The sequence below is a fragment of the Streptosporangium sp. NPDC006013 genome, assembly GCF_040614275.1.
GTDB lineage: Bacteria > Actinomycetota > Actinomycetes > Streptosporangiales > Streptosporangiaceae > Streptosporangium.
Window position 1 is genome coordinate 1 of the sequence record NZ_JBEXUE010000042.1, and the last position, 21786, is coordinate 21786.

21 protein-coding genes and 3 pseudogenes are annotated in these 21786 nt (G+C 68.3%); 12 read left to right on the plus strand and 12 right to left on the minus strand.

What is annotated here, in order from left to right:
• Positions 1-695: 695 nt before the first annotated feature.
• Positions 696-1424: a MerR family transcriptional regulator gene (locus ABZ260_RS09425; protein WP_355614937.1), complete on the minus strand. Its 729-nt coding sequence runs from the start codon at positions 1422-1424 to the stop codon at positions 696-698.
• Positions 1425-1511: 87 nt separating this feature from the next.
• Here ABZ260_RS09425 and ABZ260_RS09430 point away from each other — a divergent pair, with 87 nt between their 5' ends.
• On the plus strand, positions 1512-1988 hold the full coding sequence (locus ABZ260_RS09430) for a DUF6194 family protein (protein WP_355614939.1): 477 nt from the start codon (positions 1512-1514) through the stop codon (positions 1986-1988).
• Positions 1989-2324: 336 nt separating this feature from the next.
• Here ABZ260_RS09430 and ABZ260_RS09435 read toward each other — a convergent pair whose 3' ends face one another.
• The 4 genes from ABZ260_RS09435 to ABZ260_RS09450 form a co-directional block, all read right to left on the minus strand.
• On the minus strand, positions 2325-3563 hold the full coding sequence (locus ABZ260_RS09435; protein WP_355614941.1) for an MFS transporter: 1239 nt from the start codon (positions 3561-3563) through the stop codon (positions 2325-2327).
• 42 nt (positions 3564-3605) lie between these two features.
• Entirely contained in the window at positions 3606-4181 is a 576-nt protein-coding gene (locus ABZ260_RS09440; RefSeq protein WP_355614944.1) for a TetR family transcriptional regulator, read from the minus strand.
• Positions 4178-4765: a sugar O-acetyltransferase gene (locus ABZ260_RS09445; RefSeq protein WP_355614946.1), complete on the minus strand. Its 588-nt coding sequence runs from the start codon at positions 4763-4765 to the stop codon at positions 4178-4180. The genes ABZ260_RS09440 and ABZ260_RS09445 overlap by 4 nt, the downstream gene beginning before the upstream one ends.
• A 541-nt stretch (positions 4766-5306) precedes the next feature.
• The gene (locus ABZ260_RS09450; protein WP_355614949.1) at positions 5307-5669 is read right to left on the minus strand and encodes an ester cyclase; all 363 of its coding nucleotides are present in this window, start codon (positions 5667-5669) and stop codon (positions 5307-5309) included.
• Positions 5670-5792: 123 nt separating this feature from the next.
• Between ABZ260_RS09450 and ABZ260_RS09455 the strand changes: the two genes are divergently transcribed.
• Complete coding sequence (locus ABZ260_RS09455) at positions 5793-6416, plus strand: TetR family transcriptional regulator (protein ID WP_355614952.1); 624 nt, start codon at positions 5793-5795, stop codon at positions 6414-6416.
• 304 nt (positions 6417-6720) lie between these two features.
• Here the strand turns inward: ABZ260_RS09455 and ABZ260_RS09460 are convergent.
• Positions 6721-7579 (minus strand): annotated as a pseudogene (locus tag ABZ260_RS09460) (IS21 family transposase); the annotation flags it as partial.
• Positions 7580-7678: 99 nt separating this feature from the next.
• On the opposite strand from ABZ260_RS09460, the gene ABZ260_RS09465 reads away from it, so the two are divergent.
• On the plus strand, positions 7679-8413 hold the full coding sequence (locus tag ABZ260_RS09465) for an ASCH domain-containing protein (protein ID WP_355614955.1): 735 nt from the start codon (positions 7679-7681) through the stop codon (positions 8411-8413).
• Between the two features lie 128 nt (positions 8414-8541).
• Here the strand turns inward: ABZ260_RS09465 and ABZ260_RS09470 are convergent, their stop codons facing one another.
• Complete coding sequence (locus ABZ260_RS09470) at positions 8542-8781, minus strand: hypothetical protein (RefSeq protein WP_355614958.1); 240 nt, start codon at positions 8779-8781, stop codon at positions 8542-8544.
• A 107-nt stretch (positions 8782-8888) separates the two neighbouring features.
• Positions 8889-8981 (minus strand): annotated as a pseudogene (locus ABZ260_RS09475) (tyrosine-type recombinase/integrase); the annotation flags it as partial.
• A 535-nt stretch (positions 8982-9516) separates the two neighbouring features.
• Between ABZ260_RS09475 and ABZ260_RS09480 the strand changes: the two are divergent.
• Together ABZ260_RS09480 and ABZ260_RS09485 are read left to right on the plus strand one after the other, a co-directional pair.
• Positions 9517-10092, plus strand: coding sequence for a hypothetical protein (locus ABZ260_RS09480; RefSeq protein WP_355614961.1), 576 nt, complete (start codon positions 9517-9519; stop codon positions 10090-10092).
• A gap of 19 nt (positions 10093-10111) precedes the next feature.
• Positions 10112-10663 (plus strand): hypothetical protein, encoded by a 552-nt coding sequence (locus tag ABZ260_RS09485; protein WP_355614964.1) that lies wholly within the window; start codon positions 10112-10114, stop codon positions 10661-10663.
• 108 nt (positions 10664-10771) lie between these two features.
• Here ABZ260_RS09485 and rox read toward each other — a convergent pair whose 3' ends face one another.
• The gene (gene rox, locus ABZ260_RS09490; RefSeq protein WP_355614967.1) at positions 10772-12208 is read right to left on the minus strand and encodes a rifampin monooxygenase; all 1437 of its coding nucleotides are present in this window, start codon (positions 12206-12208) and stop codon (positions 10772-10774) included.
• 991 nt (positions 12209-13199) lie between these two features.
• Here rox and ABZ260_RS09495 point away from each other — a divergent pair.
• A pseudogene (locus ABZ260_RS09495) lies at positions 13200-13325 on the plus strand (XRE family transcriptional regulator); the annotation flags it as partial.
• Between the two features lie 160 nt (positions 13326-13485).
• Here the strand turns inward: ABZ260_RS09495 and ABZ260_RS09500 are convergent.
• Complete coding sequence (locus ABZ260_RS09500) at positions 13486-14145, minus strand: TetR/AcrR family transcriptional regulator C-terminal domain-containing protein (protein WP_355614970.1); 660 nt, start codon at positions 14143-14145, stop codon at positions 13486-13488.
• 411 nt (positions 14146-14556) lie between these two features.
• Here ABZ260_RS09500 and ABZ260_RS09505 point away from each other — a divergent pair, with 411 nt between their 5' ends.
• The 3 genes from ABZ260_RS09505 (at position 14557) to ABZ260_RS09515 (ending at position 15863) form a co-directional block, all read left to right on the plus strand.
• Positions 14557-14982 (plus strand): nitroreductase family deazaflavin-dependent oxidoreductase, encoded by a 426-nt coding sequence (locus ABZ260_RS09505; RefSeq protein ID WP_355614973.1) that lies wholly within the window; start codon positions 14557-14559, stop codon positions 14980-14982.
• 49 nt (positions 14983-15031) lie between these two features.
• The gene (locus tag ABZ260_RS09510; protein ID WP_355614976.1) at positions 15032-15214 is read left to right on the plus strand and encodes a hypothetical protein; all 183 of its coding nucleotides are present in this window, start codon (positions 15032-15034) and stop codon (positions 15212-15214) included.
• A gap of 244 nt (positions 15215-15458) precedes the next feature.
• Positions 15459-15863: a hypothetical protein gene (locus ABZ260_RS09515; RefSeq protein WP_355614979.1), complete on the plus strand. Its 405-nt coding sequence runs from the start codon at positions 15459-15461 to the stop codon at positions 15861-15863.
• On the opposite strand, the gene ABZ260_RS09520 is transcribed toward ABZ260_RS09515, so the two are convergent.
• A complete protein-coding gene (locus ABZ260_RS09520; protein ID WP_355614982.1) occupies positions 15857-16066 on the minus strand; it encodes a hypothetical protein in 210 nt (69 codons plus the stop codon). The two genes, ABZ260_RS09515 and ABZ260_RS09520, sit on opposite strands and share 7 nt — an antisense overlap.
• An 82-nt stretch (positions 16067-16148) precedes the next feature.
• Between ABZ260_RS09520 and ABZ260_RS09525 the strand changes: the two genes are divergently transcribed.
• The gene (locus tag ABZ260_RS09525; protein WP_355614985.1) at positions 16149-16667 is read left to right on the plus strand and encodes a GNAT family N-acetyltransferase; all 519 of its coding nucleotides are present in this window, start codon (positions 16149-16151) and stop codon (positions 16665-16667) included.
• Between the two features lie 391 nt (positions 16668-17058).
• Here ABZ260_RS09525 and ABZ260_RS09530 read toward each other — a convergent pair whose 3' ends face one another.
• Complete coding sequence (locus ABZ260_RS09530; protein WP_355614988.1) at positions 17059-18810, minus strand: NmrA family NAD(P)-binding protein; 1752 nt, start codon at positions 18808-18810, stop codon at positions 17059-17061.
• A 129-nt stretch (positions 18811-18939) separates the two neighbouring features.
• On the opposite strand from ABZ260_RS09530, the gene ABZ260_RS09535 reads away from it, so the two are divergent.
• Positions 18940-19938: an AraC family transcriptional regulator gene (locus tag ABZ260_RS09535; RefSeq protein WP_355614991.1), complete on the plus strand. Its 999-nt coding sequence runs from the start codon at positions 18940-18942 to the stop codon at positions 19936-19938.
• A 404-nt stretch (positions 19939-20342) separates the two neighbouring features.
• On the plus strand, positions 20343-21728 hold the full coding sequence (locus ABZ260_RS09540) for a HAMP domain-containing sensor histidine kinase (protein ID WP_355614994.1): 1386 nt from the start codon (positions 20343-20345) through the stop codon (positions 21726-21728).
• Positions 21729-21786 lie beyond the last annotated feature (58 nt).

Sequence of the window (21786 nt, forward strand, 5' to 3'; positions counted from 1 at the left end):
CCGACATCCCGATCCGCGGCACCCGCGCCTCTCGCCTGGAACGACTCGGCGCTGAACTCGGCCTAGCCGCGTGAACCGAATCGGCCAACAAAATCCTGAAGGCCCGAGGTTCCTCGCAAACACCTGCTGAATAAGAAATAGGTTCGGGGTTCCCGAGCGCCTATGCAGGTCATCTCGCCCCAGGGCCAGGGCGTTCTCTGTGTATAGCACGTCGCTGTGGCGCTTGAGGAGATCTCGGGATCGGTGAAGCCGCGGAGGTGCGTGCCGCTCCTGGTCGAGGGCGGTTCGGTCCGGTGCCGAGTGTCTTCCTGGAAGAAGATTGGCCGGCACGCCCCGGTTCGGCAGCGACCAGATAACCTTCGGCCGGGGGGTTGAGGTCAGGGGCATACGACGGCAGCCGGAAGACGGTGAGCCAGTCGCCGCTGGCCAGGATGAACTGCCGTATTTCGGTGCAGGTGTGCCGGTTTAGATTGTCCCAGGCCGCCGACGGAGTCGCCCGCGACCGCGATCCGCGACGGGTCAAGGCCAAGGGCGGCGCCCCGTTAGGAAACGTGTTACCAGCCGCAAACCGCAACGTCTCTGCAGGTCGGGAAGGTTCGACCCGTCGGGCCCGTCGCAGTTCCTCGATGCAAGCCACTGACCTGCGTCTTCTTTCTCGTTCGCGGCTGGTGAGACGTTTCCTAACGGCACCCCACCTACGCGGGTTCCGCGTCGGCAGGGTCGCGGGGTGCTGAGGTGGCGAGCGAGAGCACAGCACTGAGTGCGGCGGCACCGTCGAGGAGGGCTTTGGAGCGAGCCGTGATGCTGGCGTCTCTGACAGCCAGCGCGGAGGCGACATCCTCCAATCGGCGGGCGCGCCGTAGCTCCGGCATGAGGGCCCGAAGGGGGGCGATGCGGTAACCGGCCCTGCGCAGTTGGTGAACGATCCGCGCATCCTGCACTTGGTTGGGTGTGTATCGTCGCGTTCCTCGCGCGGGGTCGCGGTCAGGGACGACAAGACCCTCGGCATCCCAGTGCCGCAACGTCGAAGGGCGCACGCCGAGGGCGGTGGCGAGTTCGGAGACGCCCATCGAGTCCGATGCGCGTACGTCTTCGATCGGCTCGCTGGAGATCGCCTGGGCGGCCTCCTTGGCCTGCCTCAGTTCCGTGCGCTCCGCGTCGAGCCGGGCGTGCGCCGCGTCGAGAAGAGCGAGCACCTGCGAGGTAGGGAACTGGTGGACGGCCCGAACGATCTTCTTGGCCTCAGTCGGACCCGCGCCTGCCGCGAGGGCTCGGTAGGCCAACGCGGACTGTAGATGTATCTCTCCATAGATCCGGTAGCCCGTAGCCGTGCGCGTCGCCGGCGGCAGCACACCGTCGCGTTCGAGATTGCGCACCTGTTGAACGGAGCACCCGGCACGCCGCGCGACATCGACGGTACGCATGTCCTGTGATTTGAGACCTGGCACCCCGAAACCCATCACCTTCAGCCCCAAAGTCTCCATAAGCACTTTAATGAAACGCTAGAGCACATGACCATAGACGAGATCATCGGTTTCATCGACGGCCTCGACGGCGTCTTGACCCTCAGGCCGGCACCTGGCGACGGCTCGCCGGAGATCAGCTGGGGCGACACGTTCTTCTACTACGCGCCTGATGGTGTCACCCCGACAACGACCCAGCCCTTCGCGACGGTCGTGACCAAGAACTACCCCGGCGACGAGGCATCGCGTCTGGACCGGCCGGACACCTTCCGCGTGAACATCTCCGCCGGGAAAGAAGCGTTCATCCGGTGGGCCGGTCACGCGCCACGCGAATCAGCCGCCACCGAGGTCGACCCCAGCGCTGCCGACACCGTGATCGCGCACCCCGTCTACGGCGCCGCCGGCTGGCTGGCAGTGGTGAACCCGGGCCCGCGTACTGAAGCGGCAACCCGTGAGCTGCTGTGTACGGCCCATCACCTCGCACGCTCGCGCTATGAGCGACGCGCTGAATCCACGGCGCGCTGACGTGAGGTGGCCCTGGAGATCGTGGAGTTTGAGGTGGCGTTCCCCACCCGAGGTCTGCCTGCTGGTTGGTCTCCGATGGCTCGTCCAAGATCACCGTTGGGGGCCGCTGTGAGCAGGAAGTAGCCGATCAACGCCGGGGGCGGTTCCTCGATGTCGCCGGAACAGTGCGGTGATCTTCAAATGGACCGTCTCCGAGGAACTCACCGGCGTCATCTTCCCCGAGCGGCTGCACGCGACAGCCCTCAAGCATGAATCCCAGCCCGACACCCCGATCGACCCCTGGGGGCCGGAAGCGGACAGCGCGTTTGGGACAAACCCCCGACACAAACCCCCGACCTAGGCCGGGGTACGGTCCACCAGAACGCGGGCGAGAGCGACGGTGATGACGCCGGCCAGCACGACGGAGAGCAGGCCGACGCGCAGGCTGGTGAGGTCGGCGACGAATCCGACGAGGGGCGGGGACAGCAGGAATCCGCCACGCAGCAGCCAGCTGACGATGGTCAGACCGGTACCGGCGGGCAGTCCGGGCAGTTCGTCCGCGGCGTGCATGGCAGCGGGTACGAGGGTGGCGACGCCGAGCCCGGCGAGCGCGAAGCCGGCCAGCGCGGTGCCCACGGTGGGCACGGCGAGGGCGGCGCCCATGCCGACGGCTGCCAGGGCGCCGCCGGCGTGGACGACGGTGCGCTGGCCGAAGCGGTTCACGACGCGGTCGCCCGCGAGACGGCCGACGGTCATGGCGACTTGAAGCGCCACGACGGCCAGCCCCGCGGTGGCGGCATCGGTGCGCAGGTCGCCGCTGAGGTAGAGGGCACCCCAGGACGCGCCGGCGTCCTCGACAAGCGCACCACACGCGGCCAGCACGCCCAGCGCGGCGAGCATCCATACGGCCGAATCGGTGAACGAACGCCGGCCTTTGCGGTGGGGCGGCGGGGTTTCCGGATGGCCGCCCGCGGCACCGAGGTCCTGAGCTTCGGCGGGCCGTTCGATGTCTTCGGGGCCGGGCAGCAGGAACCGGTAGGCGACGACGGCGACGATGCTGAACAGCGTCGCGGAGATGCTCAGATGGACCACCAGGGGGATGCGCAGGCCCGCGGCGGCCGAGCCCATCACGCCGCCCAGGACCGCGCCGATGCTCCACACCCCGTGCAGCGAATTGAGGATGGAGCGCCGGTAGAGGCGCTGGACCCGCAGGCCGTGGGCGTTCTGCGCGACGTCGATGACCGCGTCCAGAGCGCCAACGACGAACAGCGCGCCGCTCAGCGCGACCCAGTTCGGCGCGAAGGGGATGACCAGCGTCGCGAGAGTGGTCACGACGATCCCGAACGCCGCCACGCGCGCGGAGTGGAACCGGCGGATGGCGGCTCCGGCGAGCAGCCCGGCCAGCAGCGCGCCGATCGGGTACCCGGCCAGCGCGGTGCCGAAGATGGCGTTGCTCACGCCGAGGTCGGCCTTGATCTGCGGGTAGCGCGGGATGATGTTGAAGAACACGGCGCCGTTGGTGAGGAACAGCGCCGCGACGGCGGCGCGGGCCAGGCGTGCCTGACGGGTGGGCGCGGTGAGGGGGGCGGCGGGCATCGGCTTTCCGATCACATAGGCGCATGCAGGCGAGGGAGGGGATCAGCGCAGGTAGCGGTGGATGGCGTGGCGGACCTGCTCGGGCGTCATCGGGTCGGTCGACAGGGCGCTGTGCAGCACGAGCCCTTCGATGAGCGCGTCGAGCTCCCGGGCGGTGGTGGCGTCGAAATGGCGCTCCAGCGCCCGGCGGCTGCGTGTCATCCAGGCCTGCGTGACAGCCCTCAGGGCCGGGTTGCGCGCCGCGGCCACGTACAGCTCCACGGACAAGACGAGGTCGTGCTGTGAGCCGAGCAGGTCGTCCGACACCAGCGTGATGACGGCCTCGATCGCCGCGTCACGGTCGCGGGCCGCGCTCAACCGCTCATCGAAGACGCGGGCCGCCGCGTCGGCGTGCCGGGTGAACGCTTCGGCCAGCACCTCCTCCAGCGATGTGAAGTGGTAGGTCATCGAGCCCAGCGGCACGTCCGCGGCGCGGGCGATCTCCCGGTGCGTCGTCCCGGCGACGCCACGCTCGGCTATGACGGTGAGCGCGGCGTCGATCAGCCGGTCCCGCCGCCTAGGGTCGTGCCGCCGCGCCCGCCGCGGAGCGGGTGACCGCGAGGCGGTGGGATCGCTCATGCCCTGCCCGGCCCGATCGTGCGGATCACGCGGGCGGGATTGCCCACTGCGACCACGTTCGCCGGGAGGTCGCGGGTCACCACCGCGCCGGCACCGACCACGGTGTTCTCCCCGATCATGACCCCGGCCAGGACGATCGCCCCGCTGCCCAGCCACACGTTGTCGCCGATGATGATCGGCTTGGCGGCCTCCCACTTCGCCCGGCGCAGCTCCGGATCCACCGGATGCGTCGGCGTCAAGAGCTGCACATTCGACCCGATCTGCACATCGTCGCCGATAGTGATCGGCGCGACGTCCAAGGCGACGAGACCGAAGTTGGCAAACGATCGCGCGCCGATGCGAAGGTGGCTGCCGTAGTCCACCCGCAGCGGCGGCCGGATCACCGTACCCTCGCCGATCGCGCCGAACAACTCGGTGAGCAACCGGTACCGCTCCTGCGGGTCGCGGGCCGAGGTCGCGTTGTAGGCGTCCATCAGGTCGGCGGCCCGCAGCATGTGCTCGGCCAGCTCCGGGTCCTCGGCAAGGTAGAGGTCACCGGCGAGCATCCGCTCGCTCATCGAACGGCCATCAAGGTCAGACATCATACGTACGAGCGTACACATTCAATGTACGCGTGTACATATCGGCGAAAAGCGTGACAGCGTCGATGTCGACGTCCGCCAAGACGGTCACCACTCCACTGGGGGCTGACGCATGAAAGGGCTCTGACTTCGCTGGCCCGCAGATCAGCCCTCAGCGCCAACGACCACGACGGAGTCCTTCCGCCTGGTCTTACGCGTGAGTTTTGGTGCCAGGATTCGCGTCATCTCCGGTACCAGTTAGTGATCTTCGAGGTGTGTTCGGAGAATGAGTTTTGGTACCAGATTTGAGGAGCATCAGGTGAGAAGTGTTCGTATCCACCGAGACCACCTGGCTGTACACCCTCCTCGCCGACAACGTCGCCGACGCCGGGACCGCGCAAACCGCTGATCAGCCCGCAATTCCAGGGCACCATCAGCATCAAGCTCCGTAGCGGTATCCGGGTTCCGCCTGCGTAAGCGGAGACTCGGGTGGTGGTCTGCAGGTCGTCGACGAAACCGGCGCGGTGGGCTGATCTGCCGAGCGACCTTGTGAGGCAGCGGGGACTCAGCGACGTGGGTCCGGACCCTCGGTGATGCCCCAGGTCTCCGCGAGCCAGCCGTTGTCGATGCGGAAGATCTCGATGAGCATGGGCCGGACGTCGCTGTCCTGGGCTGCCATCCCCTCGACGGACGAGCGCACGGCGACCTTGTCGCCGTCGATCAGGATGTCGTCGGCGAGAACGCGCATGGCCGGGAACTGGGCGACGACCTGGCGCCAGGCCTCCTTGCCCGCTTCGAACCCGGTGGCACCGAGCGGGTGGTTGAGGAAGTCGGGGGCGAACAGGTCGGCTGCCTGGTCGAACTGCCGGGTGTTGAAGCATTCCTGCATCCGCAGCACCAAGGCGCTGGCTTCCTCGCGTGTGGTCATCGGAGTGACCTCCTCGTGTTCGGTCGGGCTGGTCATGGTGAGACGACGCGCTCATATAAGCGGGGCGTCGCCCCGCTTATGAGGCAGCATACGGGGTGTCGCCCCGGTTAAGCTAGAGGTGAGATGTCCAGCCGAACGCCTGAACGCAATTCAGCCGAGCCGCCGACGGCTCCCGGGAACGACCGGGAGCTACGGGCCGACGCGCGCCGCAATCGTGAGCAGGTACTGCGGACCGCGCAGCACTTGTTCGCCTCACAAGGCCTTGGTATCTCGCTCGACGAGATCGCCCGCCGCGCGGGTGTTGGTCCCGGCACCGTCCACCGGCACTTCCCCACCAAGGAAGCGCTGTACCTCGCCGTCTCGATCGACCAGATCAGACAGCTGGTAACGGAGGGAGAGGCGCTCGCCGGCACCGACGATCCGGCCGCCCTGTTCACGCTGCTGGCCCGGATGATGGCCTCGGGCGCGGAGAACGCAGCGGTGAAGAGCGCACTCACGGCCGCCGAGTTCGACCTGCGCGACGCCGCTCCGGACGCCGCAGCAGACCTCACGCACCAGGTCGCACGCCTGCTCGATCGCGCCCATCGCGCCGGCGTCGTACGCCACGACGTCACAGTCGACGAGGTGATGGCAATCGTCGCCGGCGCCTTCGCCGCGATCCGCCACGCCGACGCGGACGCCAGCCGCGAACGCTCCGCACACCTCGCCCGGATCATCCTCGATGGGCTACTGCCCCAGCCCCGATAGCAAGGCCCCGAGACATCCAGCGGACCCTCGCCCCGGCCACCGCTCCACCCGTCACCAGGCCAAGGACCTCCACCCCGACGACGTCGCCGACGCCAGATCCGCGCTGCCCGACGCCGCCGAACAGGAGCTAACTCAACCCGCAGCCCGTTTCTGGGTATTCCGGTGGCGCCCCTGAGGGAGAAGCACTGCCCCCGACCCTCCACGTCGCCAGCCGGTGCTCGGTCAGGGACACGATGTCCTCATCGATCCGCGCCGGGCACCCCGACGGGCGGGCCCCAGGCAGGCCCGTGTCGGGCTGGGGGTCGGCGTGGGCGGCTTTGCGGGCCTCGATCGCGACCACGTCGGCGGTGAGCGCGCCGACCTTCAACGCGGTGGCGATACCGGCGATCACGTGCTCGTGGGCCATCGCCCGGTGCAGCAGCACCTCGACAAGCGCCCTGGTCCCGTCGGCGTCACCGTGAGCTCTGCGGACCGCTGCCCACCAGGCGTCGTGAATCGGGGTGAACTTCCCTGCCTGGCGGGCTTGTTACAGAGCCGTCGCCCCTGGCAGCGCACCAGGTTTGCGCAGCAGGACTTCCAGATAGTGATCCAGATCCAGCCGGGACCCACCCTTGGCAATCAGCCGTTCATACCGGGCCACCTCGGTGCGTCCATCGAACACCACCAGCTCAGAAGCGTGCAGCAGCACGCGGACCGGTCTGCCGATCAAGCCGTGCCGGCACCGAGTAGCGGATCGTCCTGACCGTGATCTGGGATCTGCGATCGACCCGCAGATGGAACAACAGTCCGGTCTCGAACCTCTCAGCGGGCAACGCCCGCAGCAGCGGCCGTTCGGTGGCGAAGTGCTCACCGACGGTCCGGGTCCTGTTCCCGATCCGGCGCTGGTCGTCCTTCCGGTCCCACTCCTCGAACATCGCGTTCAGCTCCGTCAGGGACTCCACTGCAGGCACCGGGACCAGACGGTCATGGCGGAACCGGCCGACCTCGCCCTTCTCATGAGCTCCGTCCTTGCCCGGACGGCAGTAGAGCGGTTCCAGCCCGAAATGCGACCGGAAGGCAACCCATCGCTGGTTCTCCACCCGGAACCGGGAAACCCCGACCACCTGGGCGACCGCGGCCTTGAGGTTGTCGTACCGGACCTTGCCGGTGGGCACTCCTCTAATATGCGGGTCTCGATGTCAAGCCGCCGACCACGCTGAGGGTGAGGCCCATTAGAACAAATGTGTCGAGGAGTCCAGCTGGGCCGATCTAGGGTCGGCGCCATGGTCTCCATGAAGCTCTTCGACTCCGAGCGCCGCGTCATCGAGGCTGCGGAACGGCTCGCTGCTGCCCTCGGGAGCGACCCGAACCACACCGTAGCCGCAGCGGCGATGGACACGGCCGGCAGGATCCATGAGGCGGTCAACGTCTACCACTTCACCGGCGGACCCTGCGCCGAGCTCGTCGTACTCGGTGCCGCCGCAGCAGCGGGAGCCGGCCCGCTCGTCACAATCGCCGCCGCGGGAGATCAGGGTCGCGGCCTCATCCCGCCGTGCGGCCGCTGCCGCCAAGCGCTTCTCGACCTCCATCCCGACGTCTTCGTCGCCGTACCGACCGACGCCGGGCCGACACTGCGCCCGATTCGGAAGCTTCTGCCGGACACCTACTTCTTCCCCGATGCGGATGCGCGTCGAATTGCGCGGTTCAACAAGCGCTACTACGAGGCCATCGCCACCGCGCGGAAGACCTCCACCGTCCGCTACGACGATCCGATCGCGCTGGGTCCCGCAATCTTCCTCTTCGAGGACGACGAAGCCCACCGCACGTTGAACGGCACCATCACCGGCGTCGAACGCCACCGGCTCGATCGCCTCACCGCCGCACAGGCTCGGCTCGATGGCGGCACAAGCATCGACCAGCTCAAGAAGGGCCTCCAGGGCCACTATCCCGGCCTGCCCTCCGATGCCGAAGTCGAAATTGTGACGTTTACCGTTGAAGCGCCTGACTCCGTGCAGTGATGCAGCGTGGATAGCTCCACGCCTGGAGGGATCGCAGTGAGGACGCCCTGCGATCCCATCGGGCGCCCTTTTGTTGATATCGGGTCACATCACAGCTGGCCGGATCGTTCATGTTGAATGGGGGCCAGTCAGGACGCTTCTCCATCGAGTCGGCTGAGGAGTCCATCGAAGGTCTGCTCGCGTGCGACTTGTCCCTTCGCTGCCGCGTCGTCTCGCTGGCGTTCGAGGGTGGGCCGGAACTCGATCGTGGTGACGAAGAACTTGCACGATTCGCAGATCGACTCGAAGTGGCAGTCCATCTCGACGGGGCGAGCGCAGTAGCCGTTGCCGAGCATCCGGCGGTGCATCTCCCTGCGGAGCTTGGCCATCTCCGTGCCCTCGGCATCGGCCGGCAGCTGACGGGGACGTCGTAGAGTGCCTCGACCTTCTCCGAGACGGCGAAGTACTCGTCGGCGACGGTGCGGTCGGCGATCCGCGCGTAAACACGGGTCATGGACAACGACCTGTGTCCAAGAAGCGCGGCGATGGCCTCCAGGGACATGCCCCGGTTGATCGCCTGGGTGGCCAGAGTGTGCCGCTTCCAGGCGCCGCCGCACGTGCTCCACCTCCATGACCGGCACCTCGCGGGCCTCGGCGAAGCGGCCCAGCCGCTGGAAGCACTTGAGTGCGAGCGTCAGCGCCGGCAGGTGTTGATCGGTGTCGGTCTTCTCCCGCGCCCACGTCAGAACCTCCCGGGAGGGGGAGTGGAAGGCGTACAGCTCACGCGTCGTCGTCAACTGCGGGAACACCTGATAGGCCGTCCGCTCCACCGACGTCACCGCACATGCCTCCCGGCACCCCGGCCCAACGGACGAGACACACCGTAGCGAGGCGAACACGTACGCAGCGGTGAAATGGATCAAAACCCGCCAGATCAATCCAATGTGGGTCTTGGGCTTATGTGGGCTGACCTCCGCCAGCAGATGACGAGGAGTCGTCCGCAAGCGGGCGGATAGTTGATCATCCGCCAGGCGGACGTCGTCTCCGCTGTGCGCGACTCATACTTTGGCCTGCGCTACGCCGTCTCTCTGGACGTATTCGCACGCAGAAAGGAGCCAAAGAAGATGAGAACGTACAGCAAGGCAGTACACGCCGTGATGGTGGCCGCTTCGGCGGCGGCCCTGGCCGTGGTCTCGCCCGCACCGGCCGCCTCTGCGGCGGCGGTGACGATCAGGGTCGTACCGGCCTACTCCGAGACCCAGGAGGAATCTTCCTCCTGGTTCGTCTGCCCCACCAACCAGGTGCTCACGGGGCGGTCACACCACGGGGACGAGAACGCCGACACGACGTACACCTGCAGTTGGATTTTCATCAACGACGAGCAGGTGCAGGTGAGCATCGGTGACTGGAGCCTCGAATACAAGGAGAGCAACTCCAACTACTCCTCCCCGCCGAACCAGGCGCTCGTCGGGCGCCGGCACATCCTCGACGAGAACGGCTGGACCCGGTACCGCTCCGCCTCCCTGGCGTGGCGGGGGCAGACGGTGCGGCTGATCGATCCCGTGTGGACCGGCAACCTCAAGGAGAGCAACCACAACTACCAGACCGGCACCCAGCGGGTCCTGATCGGTCGTGCGCACTCCGGGGACGAGAACGGCAACACCCGCTACCAGCACGCCTACGTGACCATCGACGCCTGACCCCGGAAAGGAGGACGACATGAAGAAGGTCACGTTCGCCGCGCTGGCGGTCGCCGCCGTCGCGGTGCTGAACGTCCCGGTCCCGGCCTCGGCGGCGACGATCAAGGTCGAGTACGTCTACAGCGGAACCGTGAAGGAGTCGGGTGGTGAGTTCACCTGCCCGGCGGGCCAGGTCATGACCGGGCGGTCGCACAACGGGGACGAGAACGCCAACACCACCTACCAGTGCAGTTGGATCCTCATCGACGGCGTGCAGGTGGAGGTGTTCACCGGCGACTGGTTCGGCTACGCGAAGGAGAGCAACTCGAACTTCTCCGCACCGCTGGACCAGGTGATCGTCGGGCGCTGGCACCACGGTGACGAGAACGGCGCCACCGAGTACAAGACCGGGGCTCTTTACTTGCAGGGGCGCCAGGTCCGTATCACCAACCGGACGTGGACGAGTGCCTACACGGAGAGCGGCCACACCACGCAGGCCGGTTTCAACCAGGTCATGACGGGGCGCAACCACAGCGGTGACGAGAACGGCAAGACGCAGTACCAGTACGGAACGGTGACGTTCGCGGGCTGACAAGGTCGATGGCCGTCGCCCACTCCCGGGGCGGCGGCGGTCTTGTCACAGCGGCGACTTCAGTTCACCACAGACAGGCCCCCGCCCTTTCGAGCCACAACTGCGCGCTCAGCCGGCGGCAGCGCCGAACCACCTGGGCAGCTGGCGGAGCAGTTCCTGCTGGTCTTCACCGACCCACGCCACGTGGCCGTCCGGCCGCAGCAGCGCCGCGGGCACGTCCAGTTCCTCGCTGTCGTCGACGACGTCGACGACGTGGTCGACCCGCTCTGCCCAGCCCGCCACCGAGAGCCGGCCGGTCTGGTCGAGCAGTAGCCCGCGGCCGCCGTGCATCAGCTCGTAGAGGCGACCCCGCTTCAGCTCCACGTCCCGCATCCGCCGGCCGAGCAGCTCATGCCCCCCGCCGAAGTCGTAGCGCACCCCGATCGCGATGATCTTCTCGATCAGGTACCGGTTCACCTCCTCGAAGTTCATCAGTTCCGACAACAGCCGGCGCACTGACCGGGGGCCCGGCTCGGTGGACATCAGCTCGCCCTGTGCGCGGGTGTTGTCCAGCACGTCGGCGGCCACCGGGTGCCGTTCGGTGTGGTAGCTGTCCAGCAGCCCCTCCGGTGCCCAGCCGCCGACCTCGGCGGCCAGTTTCCAGCCGAGGTTGAACGCGTCCTGGATGCCGAGGTTGAGCCCCTGCCCGCCCATCGGGGGGTGGATGTGCGCCGCGTCGCCGGCCAGCAGCACCCGGTCGACCCGGTAGCGCTCGGCCAGCCGGGTGGCGTCGCCGAACCGGGAGAGCCAACGCGGTGAGTGCACACCGAAGTCGGTACCCGCGGTCACCCGCAGCTGCTGCTTGAACTCCTCAAGGGTCGGCGGGACCGTGCGGTCCTCGGCCACCCCCGCGGCGGGCACGACGACGCGGTACGCCCCGTCCCCGAGGGGCCCGGCGCCGAACCTCAGCTGGGTCTTGCGGACCTCCGCGACGATGGCGGCGAGCGCCGCCGGATCCTCGGTCAGCTCCATCTCGCCCAGCAACGTCTCGACTCTGGCGGGCTCGCCGGGAAAGTCGACGCCGAGCAGCTTGCGCACCGTGCTGCGGCCGCCGTCGCAGCCGACGAGGTAGCGCGAGCGCAGCTGCGTGCCGTCGGCCAGCTCGACGGTCACCCCGTGCTCGTCCTGGCTCAGCCCGACCAGTTCGCAGCCGCGCCGGATCTCGGCGCCGACCTCGGCGGCGTGCTCGGCCAGCAGGCGATCGGTGGTGGGCTGCGGGATGCCGAGGACGTAGCCGTGCGCGGTGTCCAGCCGGTCGGGCGAGGGCTTGGTGATGCCGGCGAAGAAACCGCCGACCGGGTACTTCTTGCCGTGCGCGAGGAACCGCTCCAGCAGACCGCGCTGGTCCATCACCTCGATGCTGCGCACGTGCAGGCCGAGCGAGCGGACATACCTGGCCGGCTCCGCCTCCTTCTCCAGCACGAGCACATGCACATCGTGCAGCCGCAACTCGCCGGCCAGCATCATGCCGGTCGGTCCGCCACCGGCAACGATCACGTCAATCATGAAAACCCCCCATTCAACAAGGTTGCGTTTCGGCCAGCTGCTTCGCGCAGTCCGGCGGCGCGTACACCCGCACCTCCGCACCGAGTGCCCGCAACCGCACCGCGAGTCCCACCGGCGGTTCGACGTCCCGCGTGATCCACACGTCGACAGAAGAACACGTACTTCGCGAATCTCTGATTTCCGCAGGTTCTGGCCTCGGCCGACGATTCTGCAGCACGACCCGGGTCTTGCCGCAAGCCCCCCGGTGCGCTATACGTTGAGAGTGGCAGGGAGTGGGTAACCTCCTTGCCTTTGCCTTTTGTCGTCCACTGTGGATGACGGGCCCTCTCCTCGAATCCCGCGTCCTGTTCGCCCCGTGAAGGTTGAGCGGCCGTTCCGATGCAGGTGGGGATCTTGTAACGGTTAGATCGCTGCGCGACCCGGACGCGGCCGAGGACGACGAGGAGATCTGAGCCTGGGGCCGGGCGTCAGGAACGTGCGTCACCCGGCGGGTCGTCGGTGATCAAGTCGCCGGGCTGGCGGCCCGAGACGTGGCAGATACGGGTGAGGGTGTTGAAACGGATGGCCTTGGCTTGGATAGAGCTCGTCCGGGCAACTGGTGTTCGGTCCCCTCGTGAGTCAGCGCAGGCCGGCGGCTACATCGTTGGATGCACGGCTGTTCCTGCCGGAAGCTGGGGTTCGTTGCCGCGGGCCTCGTACGAGAACGTAGACGAACAGGACCGCCATGACTACTGCGCCTGCCCACATGGCCTGCTGCCAGCCATCGACGAAGCCCCGCGCCGCCCAGGAAGATCCCTGAGGCCATCGTCGAGCGGCTGCCGATGCGCGCGGCTACCCGCGGGGCGAGGCCGGAGGCGAACATCATCAGCAGCGCCATCGGCATGAGAGAAGGCCGGACCAGCCGAGCACCGCCTGAAAGTACGGGAAGAGGACCACGAAGATCCCTGTCTGCACGCCGAAGCATGATCATCGCTGCGCCTACGCCGCTCAGGAAACGCGCACCCCGCACTGGTTCGGAGCCACCGGCGCTGGTCCCATCGAATACCTGAGTCTCATCGGGAAACAGGGCGAACGCGCGCACGTCCGTGCAGCACCGAGACATGGCCCGGCCGAGTAAGAAAGCTCAGGGACCTCACGAGAAGTAGCGATCCTGGGAACCACCCGATCCGCGCGGACGGTTCGACTCCCGGCTATCTGGCAACTTGGCGAATAGGGGCGACGGGCGGCGTGGATCCGATGATCGTCGAACACCTCGGCAAGTGGTACCCACGGCGCGGTCAAGACTCACCACGCGAGTCGGTGAAGCCGGTGAGCAGTGCCTCCAGGGCGAACTCGAAGCGGGCGGTGGGGCCGCGGTCCGCGCTGGCGCGGGCGGCTTCGGCGAGGAGCGGGTATCTCTCAGCGGGCAGGTCGGCCAGGCGGCTGGTCTGGCCGAGTTCGCCGTATGGCTGGGGCGCGTCGCCGACGCCGGCGCCGAGCGCGGCGTGCACGAGGATCAGCCCGTTGAGGGCGTACACCATGTCGAGGGCCCGCCGCGGCTGGAAACCGGCCGTGCACAGCGATTGGAGGAGTGTCTCCATCATGCGGTGATTCCCTGCGGTGGTCGCCGGCCGGGATAGGACGAGCGGGACCAGGTTCGGGTGGGCGGCAAGGGTGTCCAGCTGCGCTCGGGTGTAGCCGCGCAGTCCATCTCGCCAGTCGGTGCCGTCGAAGCTTACCGGTGCCGCGGTGGCGAGTTCTTCGACCATTCCGTCGAGCAGGGCGTCCTTGTTGGGGAAATGGTGGTACAGGGCCATCGCCTTGACTCCGAGCTCCGTACCGAGCCTGCGCATGGACAGTGCGGCGAGGCCCTCTCGGTCGGTGAGGCGGATGGCGGCCTGAAGGATGGCCCGACTGTTGAGGCCGGCGTGCTGCCCGCGGCCTCGGCTGGCGGTCATGGTGCCCGTCTCATCTCATTTGACGTGTTGTACGACGTAAAACTAGCATGAGCCGCGTAGTTTTACGTCGTACAACACGAACGGGATCGCATGACCCGGCCCGGCCCGGCGAACACCGGCCTGAACCGGACTTACCTGAGAGGAACCGCCACCCCATGACGTCGGCTCGTTTTACGGTCTGCCGCCGCTGCTGGGGTGGGTCGGCATGCTGCCCTGCCTGGCAGAAATCCTTGTGGTCGTCCTCGTGTGGAGAAAGCAGCCGCAAGGGGCCGCACGCATGAGTCCCCTCACGGCCGACTCCGATGGGCTGCGGTGAGTCGAGTGCCACCGTCCATCCTCGGCGGCATCGCCGCGGTGAAGCGCGCGCTCTACCGCGGACGCACGGGCCGGCCGACAGCTCTCATACGAGCGGTGAACCGCGTCGACGCGCTGCTGTATGCGTCGGGAGTTCTCACACCCCGGCAGACCGCGACGCTGGAAGTGACCGGAAGACTTTCAGGACGGCAGATCCCGTTGCCCATCACTGTCACCGAGCTCGACGGGCAGCGGTATCTGGTGGCGATGCTCGGCCCGAACGCGAACTGGGTGCGCAACGTCCGCGCCGCAGGCGGTCGTGCCGTCCTGCGCCGACGGGGCCGCGAACAGATCACGCTCGACGAGGTCCCCGTCACCGAACGCGCTCCCGTGCTTCGCCGTTATCTCGCCATCGCCCCCGGTGCGCGGCCACATATCCCGATGAACCGGCGCGCCCCGCTGTCGGAGTTCGAGAAGATCGCGCACCGATACCCGGTCTTCCGGATTGCAGGCCCTGATACCCCGCTCAGGCGACCTACGTAGAGCCGGGCCGGCATCCCTCACCCCCGTGGAATACGAAAGGACACATGTCGTGAAGAACCCACTGGATCCCGCGGAGCCGAACGCCGCCATAGAAAATGTCCACCGCGCCGGGATGCCGGGCTTGTTCGCCGAGGCGCATGACGGCGACCAGGTCTGGCGCGGCGCCGCCGGCCGTCCTGTCACCGCGAACCTGCAGAGGTGGAACAGACTCGGCTCCTCGGGCAAGCCGTAGCCCCATCCCGTCGACGACGCGCTTGCGGCCCTCTACCAGGTGGCGATGTACGGCAACGCCGGAGATGTCCCGCTGGAAGAGCGATGACCACCATCGGGTCCCCTGCGGCTCCCTCGCCACGTGACCGCGCTGGAGAGAGTCGCTTTCACCAAGACAGCCAGTATCTCAAGACAGGAGAGTCGAGATGGCAGTAGGAATGACCGCAGCACGTTCAACCAGGCGACGCCGGAGGCTCCTCGCGGCGATGTGGATCGGGCTTGTCCTGACCGTCATCGCCGCTGTCTACCCGTTCGTCGAACGCACCACGACGCATGCCCTGGCCGACCATATCCAGGCGGGCTATCCCTCCTACGGCGCCGGCGAGATCGATACCGCTGTCACCGCCTACCTGACCATCTTGTCGATGGTGGGAGGGTTGGGCCTCATCGGATGGCTCGGGACGTTGTGGGCAGCGAAGGCCGGCAAGAGGTCCACGCGTTGGGCGGCGATCGGCGTCTTCGCGGTCGCACTCTGCATCGCGCTCGCCGGGCTGACCGTGACAGACACCTCCGGCGACGTCGGGCTCGCGCCCGCGATCGGATGGCTCCAGATGCTTCCCTGCGTGCCGGGACTGCTGGCCGTCGTGATGCTCTGGGAGCGGCGTCAATGACCACGGTGCCTGGAGACCGGCCGGATGCGCCCGAACTTGTCCGGGGTGAGAACCCTGGAGAAGGAGTGGATCCGGCCGTCGCAGAGGACGGGTTGTGGTTGCCCGTCCATGGTCATCCAGGCGGCCGGGGCGCCGTTGGCCTCGACGAGGGTCGACTTGCCGAAACTGTACGTGCGCGCCGGGCCGGCGATGAACGCCGGCACGTCGTCCCTGCCGAGGATCGAGCGAAGCGCGGCCCTGACCTTGCCGCCGCCGTCGCCGCATACGTCCCGTGGGAGGCCGCGGATGGTTGATCGCGCGGCCGAGATCTGCCGCCCCGAGGAGTTCCGCGACGTCTACCACCGGGTCTATCGAGAGCCGCCGTACTGTGAGGGCGCCGCGATCGCGGACGAGTTCGCCGAGCAGCTGGTCAGACACGCGGCACTGCCCGGCTTCTCCGTGACCACCGTGCTCGACGACGGTGTGCTCACCGGCTTCGCCTACGGGGTGCGCCTGGAGGAGGGATGGTGGCACCCGCGGGCCGCTGCGCCCGCGCCGCAAGGGCTGCGATGGCCGTTGTTCTACGTCTACGAGCTCGCGGTCGTGCCAGAGCTGCGAGGCCGCGGGCACGGGCGCGAGCTGCTGGACCTGCTGCTGGCCGACCGCACCGAGTCGTTCGCCGTGCTCGCTGCGTCGAACGAAGCGCCGGCGCGCGAGCTGTACCGGCGGTGGGGTTGGGCGAAGGTCGGCGAACTTACGGAGCCACCGAACGGCGTGGACCTCCTCGCCCTCCCCTTGAGGTTGGTGAAGAGCGAAGAGCGATGAACACCATCGACCTTGCCGAGGCGCGCGATCATCTGGGGTCAGGGCCGGAGGACGGCCTCCATGTCATCGAGGGCGGCCAGGGCGTCGGCGTCACCCTATCCCGCTCCGCGAACGCACCCTGTGGCGAATGCTCTACGAAACCGCCACCCGCGCCGCCGAGATCCTCTACCTCGACATCGAGGACCTCGACTTGGAGAACCGGTGCGCCCCGCTGAAGTCCAAGGGCGGCGACACCAAATGGGTCTACTGGGACGCCGGCACCGCCCACCTCCTGAGCCCCCGACGCACCGGTCCGTACTCGCGGGCCGCTGTTCCTGTCCGACCGCCGCCCGGTCCCCGCCCGCCGTCCCAGCCCCGAGCACATCTGCCTCGACCCCGGAGATGCCTACGTTCAGGGCAAGATGGTGATCTTGCCGCGGGTCCGGCCCGCCTCGCTCCTGCGGTGGACCAGCGCGAGGTCGGACAGATGGTGGGATTCGGCGACGTCGACGGTGAGCGCGCCGGCGTCGAGGAGTTCGACGATCTCGCCCAGTTGCTCGGTGTCGTTGCGGGCGACCATGTGGAGGGCGGTGACACCGGCGTCGGCGGGCGGCTCGACGGGGGTGGCGACGGAGGCGATGACGCCGCCCGGCCGTAGCAGGGAGACCAGGCCCACCGCGGCCTCGGGGGAGATCGGAGCGAGGTTGACGACGGCATCGACCGGGCCGTCCAGCGCATCTGCGAGAGCGGTGGTCGTGTAGTCGATGATCTGGTCGGCGCCGTACTTGCGGACCGCTGCGGCGCTGCGGCCGCTGGCCGTGGCGACCACTGTCGCGCCGGCGTGCCTGGCGAGCTGGACGGCGAACACTCCCACGCCGCCACCGGCGCCGTTGATGAGCACGCGCTGGCCCGCGGTGATGCGGGCGTGCTCGAACAGCACCTGCCAGGCGGTGAGCGCGGCGACCGGGATCGCGGCCGCGTCGGAGAGGGGAACAGTGACAGGCGCCTTGACCAGCACGCCGGCCGGGGCGGTGACGTACTCGGCCGCGGCGCCGCCCGCGTCGAGACGGCCGATGACCCGGTCGCCCACGGCCAGCCCCTCCACATCGTCGCTGACCTCGGCGATCGTGCCGGAGACGTCCCAGCCGAGGGTGTAGGGCAGATCGACCGGCAGCGCGGGCAGCATCCCCGACCGCAGCGCCGTCTCCGAAGGATTGAACGAGGTGGCGGCGACCCGGATCAGGGCCTCGCCCGGCCCGGGCGCGGGCCGCGGTACTTCTTCGTATCGGATGACGGAGGCATCGCCGTACTCATGGATGCGGGCGGCCTTCATGGTGCCGCGAAACTCGCCCGCGTGGTCGGCCACCCAGGTGCGGAACGTGCGTGCTGGGGCTCCGGTGACCTCTGCCACCGTGGCCGTGGTCACTCTCGGCTCGGTCGCCATCTCGGCCTGGGCCTGGAGGATGCCGTCCACGGCCGCGGGTGGCCAGCCCCGGGTGAGCATCTGCTGCCGCGCGGTCTGCGGCGAGGTCTCCTCCCAATGCACCGGGCGGCCGATCACCTCCCCGATGATGCTCGCCTGCTCGGCCTGGGTCAGTATCTCGGGCCCGGTCAGTTCATAGACCGCGCCGCTGTGCCCGTCGCCGACGAGTGCGCGCACCGCGACCGTCGCGAGGTCCCGCTCGTGCAGCGGGGGCATGGCGGCCGCGCCGTACGGCTCACGCACGACTGCCTCGGCGCGGATCTGCCCGGCCCACCGCAAGGCGTTGGCCGCGAAGGCGTGCGGTCGCAGGAACGTCCAATCCAGCCCGGACCGCTCGATCAGCCGCTCGACCTGTTGTTCGTAGTCGCGTACGGCCGCGGAAGACAGGTAGACGACGCGGCGGGCATGCGTGGCGACCACATCCAGAACCGCGGGCATCCCCTCGGCCGTGGCGAACGGCCAGAGGAGAAACACGGCCTCGGCCCCGTCCAAGGGCGCGTGCAGAGTGGCCGGATGGGCCAGGTCGCCCCGCACGACCTCGACGCCGTCCGGCAGGCCGGCCACTTCGGGATCGCGGGCCAGCGCGCGAACCTCTGCCCCCGCCTCGAGCAGCTGAGCCACGACCTGCCGGCCGACCGTGCCGGTCGCCCCGATCACCAGAATCTTGCGTTGCCCCGGCATAAAAGCCCCCAATGGTTGATCACTTCGTGTGCGCTCAACCGTATGGGGATGAAGAGAGACATCCAATGCGCAGAAATCTCATATTTATACGTGTACGTCTTCGTATAGCCGCAGAGATAGACTCTCCCTGTGGATGTACTCAGCGATGTGATCGCCGCGATGCGCGCCGGGGAACCCCGTTCGGCGCGCGTTCGGTGGCACGCCCCCTGGGGGCAGCGGTTCCCCACCGTGCCTGGCTCCGCCGGCTTTCAAGTGGTCCTGCAGGGATCGTGCCGGCTGATCCCCCCGGGCGGCGGTACCTCCATCGTGCTGAACGTCGGCGACGTGGTGTTCCTGCCCCACGGAAGCGGCTACGCGCTCGCCGACAGCCCTGCCACCCCGCTGACCGAACCCGCCTGCGACCCACTGAACGACCCTCGATTCGAAGACCGCTACGCCTCCGCGACCGTGGGGAAGACCGGGCAGGACGGCTCGCAGGCGGTCACCGTGACCCTCTGCGGTGGATACCGGCTCGACCCCAGCCGAGCCCATCCGCTCCTGGGCGACCTGCCCGAGATCGTCCACCTGCCTGCCCGCCTCGGGCACCGTCCCGAACTGCGCGCCGCCGTCGACCTCCTCGGCGGCGAACTCGACGCTCCCCGCCTCGGTGTGGACACCGTCGTGCCCGCCCTGCTCGACGTGCTGCTGCTCTACATCCTGCGCGCCTGGTTCGACGAACAGTCCGAACGCGGCACGGCCGTCGGCTGGGCCGCGGCACTGGGCGACCCGGCGATCAGCTCCGCACTGCACGCCCTCCACCGTGATCCCGCACTCCCCTGGACGGTTGGGACACTCAGCAGCCAGGCGGGACTGTCGCGGGCGGCTTTCTCCCGGCGCTTCACCACCCTGATCGGCCGGCCGCCCCTCACCTATCTGACCTGGTGGCGCATGACCACCGCCGCCCGGCTTCTCCGTGAGTCCGATGCCCCGCTCGGCGAGGTGGCCACCCGGATCGGCTACACCTCGGAGTTCGCCTTCGCCACCGCCTTCAAGCGGGAGTACGGCACCGCACCGGGCAAATACCGACGACAGAGCCGAGCGGAAACCCAGAACAGTGAAGTCGACGTAATGGCACCACAACCTTCGTAGTGACCGTGCCGCCGGCTATTCGTCGTCGTGCAGCGTGCCGGGGGCACACAGCTCGCGGTGGCCACCGCTGCATCCTCGATCACGACGGACAGCGCACCCACCTCCACCCCCCAGCGGGAGCGTGACCGACCCTCCCGAGCTCACGCGGCTTGCCGGCCCCTTGGGGAGGATCGGACCCTGTTTTTGCGGTAGAGCCGGTTCGGGTGGGCTCGCTACCGCGCTTCCGTATTCGGCTGGGCCTGGAGCCGCTGGCGGAGGCCGCTCTCGCCCGTTGCTTCTTTCGCCACAACATGGGCATTCCATGCGTTCCAGCTGACGTTTACACGGCTTTGGTCGTGAGTCTTCCCAGGACCGGTAAGGAGTCGCCATAGGGGTGTGCGTCTGCTCATGAGGGGAGGATCAAGGTGAGCACGTGGCATGGGTGCTCCATCAGGACCCGCTTGACCGTGGTGGCCGGCGCCGTCATGGCGCTGATCTGCACCGCTGTCGCGGTGTTCGCCCTGGTTGCGATACGGGAAGCCTCCGTCGAGGGCCGGACGAAACGGCTCATCACCCACGCCGTGGAGATGGGCAAGCAGATACGCCACAGCGGCGTATCCCCCCGCCTGCCGCTGGACAGGCGCAATGAGGCGGTTCAGGTGTTCGACCCGGCCGGCACGACGGTCGCCGCCACTCCGGGCTTCGGGGCGCGTGAGCCGCCGATAACCGATCTTCGCCCCGATGTCGACTCTTATACGATTGCGCGGTTGTGTGACCTGCATGCGTTTCCCGGCCAGTGCAAGATCGTGATCTCTTACCCCTTCCATAAGGCCAACGGCGTCTGGTTGCTCAACATGGCCGTCGCCGATGTTCCCTGGTACGTGGGCCCTCAGCTGCTGATCTCGCTCGCCGTCGGCTGGCTTTTGCTGGCCGGGGTGACCGCGGCGGGCGCCTACCGGATCGTGGGCAAGACCCTGGAGCCGGTGGGCGCGATCAGCGGCAAGCTCGCCCAGATCACCGCGAGTGATCTCGGCCACCGGGTGCCGGTACCGAAGTACCGAGACGAGCTGCGGGACCTCGCCGAGATCGCGAACCGGACCCTGGACCGGGCCCAGTCGGCGGTCGAACAGCAGCTGCGGTTCGCCTCGGACGCCTCCCACGATCTGCGCAGCCCGCTGGCCGCCATGCGCGTGCAGATCGATGAGGCGCTCATGTACCCGCAGGAGACCGACTGGCCGCGAACGGCGAACGCGCTGCTGGACAGTGTGGAACGGCTTCAAGACCTGGTCACCGACCTGTTGCAGATCGCCCGGCTGGACGCGGGCATCAGCGGCCAACGCGATCCCGTCGACCTGACCGGCCTGGTGGCGGCCGAGCTGGACCGGCGGCCACGCCGGGTCGCGGTGATCCGCCACCTCACCCCCGGCGTGATGATCAACGGGGAGCGGATCGGCCTGGCCCGGCTGCTGAACAACCTACTGGACAACGCCGAACGCCATGCCGACTCCGCCATCACGGTCATTCTCGCGCTGGAGGCGGGCACGGCGGTGCTGGAGGTGTGTGACGACGGCGAGGGCATCGCCCCCGACCAGCGGGAGCTCGTCTTCCAGCGGTTCGCCCGCCTGGAGGCCTCCCGCAGAAGGGACGCCGGCGGCACGGGGCTCGGCCTGCCGATCGCCCGGCAGATCGCCGAAACCCACGGCGGCACCCTCACTATCGAAGACAGCCCCCGTGGCGCACGGTTCGTGCTGCGCCTCCCCGGCCATGCCGCACCTTCCGCGGATCACGCTCGCACGCCGACGAAGGTGTGACCTGGTAAAGCGGTGGTTCGCCCTTTTCGCCTGCGGAGAATCACCTCGTCGGGTGCCG

Coding starts and splice junctions, on each gene's coding strand:
- ABZ260_RS09500 (WP_355614970.1), bottom strand. CDS start 14,145: ATGACCGCCAGCCGAGGCCGCGGGCAGCACGCCGGCCTCAACAGTCGG.
- ABZ260_RS09455 (WP_355614952.1), top strand. CDS start 5,793: ATGTCCAGCCGAACGCCTGAACGCAATTCAGCCGAGCCGCCGACGGCT.
- ABZ260_RS09430 (WP_355614939.1), top strand. CDS start 1,512: ATGACCATAGACGAGATCATCGGTTTCATCGACGGCCTCGACGGCGTC.
- rox (WP_355614967.1), bottom strand. CDS start 12,208: ATGATTGACGTGATCGTTGCCGGTGGCGGACCGACCGGCATGATGCTG.
- ABZ260_RS09485 (WP_355614964.1), top strand. CDS start 10,112: ATGAAGAAGGTCACGTTCGCCGCGCTGGCGGTCGCCGCCGTCGCGGTG.
- ABZ260_RS09470 (WP_355614958.1), bottom strand. CDS start 8,781: ATGGCCAAGCTCCGCAGGGAGATGCACCGCCGGATGCTCGGCAACGGC.
- ABZ260_RS09445 (WP_355614946.1), bottom strand. CDS start 4,765: ATGATGTCTGACCTTGATGGCCGTTCGATGAGCGAGCGGATGCTCGCC.
- ABZ260_RS09450 (WP_355614949.1), bottom strand. CDS start 5,669: ATGACCACACGCGAGGAAGCCAGCGCCTTGGTGCTGCGGATGCAGGAA.
- ABZ260_RS09515 (WP_355614979.1), top strand. CDS start 15,459: ATGTGGATCGGGCTTGTCCTGACCGTCATCGCCGCTGTCTACCCGTTC.
- ABZ260_RS09480 (WP_355614961.1), top strand. CDS start 9,517: ATGAGAACGTACAGCAAGGCAGTACACGCCGTGATGGTGGCCGCTTCG.
- ABZ260_RS09425 (WP_355614937.1), bottom strand. CDS start 1,424: ATGCGTACCGTCGATGTCGCGCGGCGTGCCGGGTGCTCCGTTCAACAG.
- ABZ260_RS09465 (WP_355614955.1), top strand. CDS start 7,679: ATGGTCTCCATGAAGCTCTTCGACTCCGAGCGCCGCGTCATCGAGGCT.
- ABZ260_RS09440 (WP_355614944.1), bottom strand. CDS start 4,181: ATGAGCGATCCCACCGCCTCGCGGTCACCCGCTCCGCGGCGGGCGCGG.
- ABZ260_RS09525 (WP_355614985.1), top strand. CDS start 16,149: ATGGTTGATCGCGCGGCCGAGATCTGCCGCCCCGAGGAGTTCCGCGAC.
- ABZ260_RS09435 (WP_355614941.1), bottom strand. CDS start 3,563: ATGCCCGCCGCCCCCCTCACCGCGCCCACCCGTCAGGCACGCCTGGCC.
- ABZ260_RS09530 (WP_355614988.1), bottom strand. CDS start 18,810: ATGCCGGGGCAACGCAAGATTCTGGTGATCGGGGCGACCGGCACGGTC.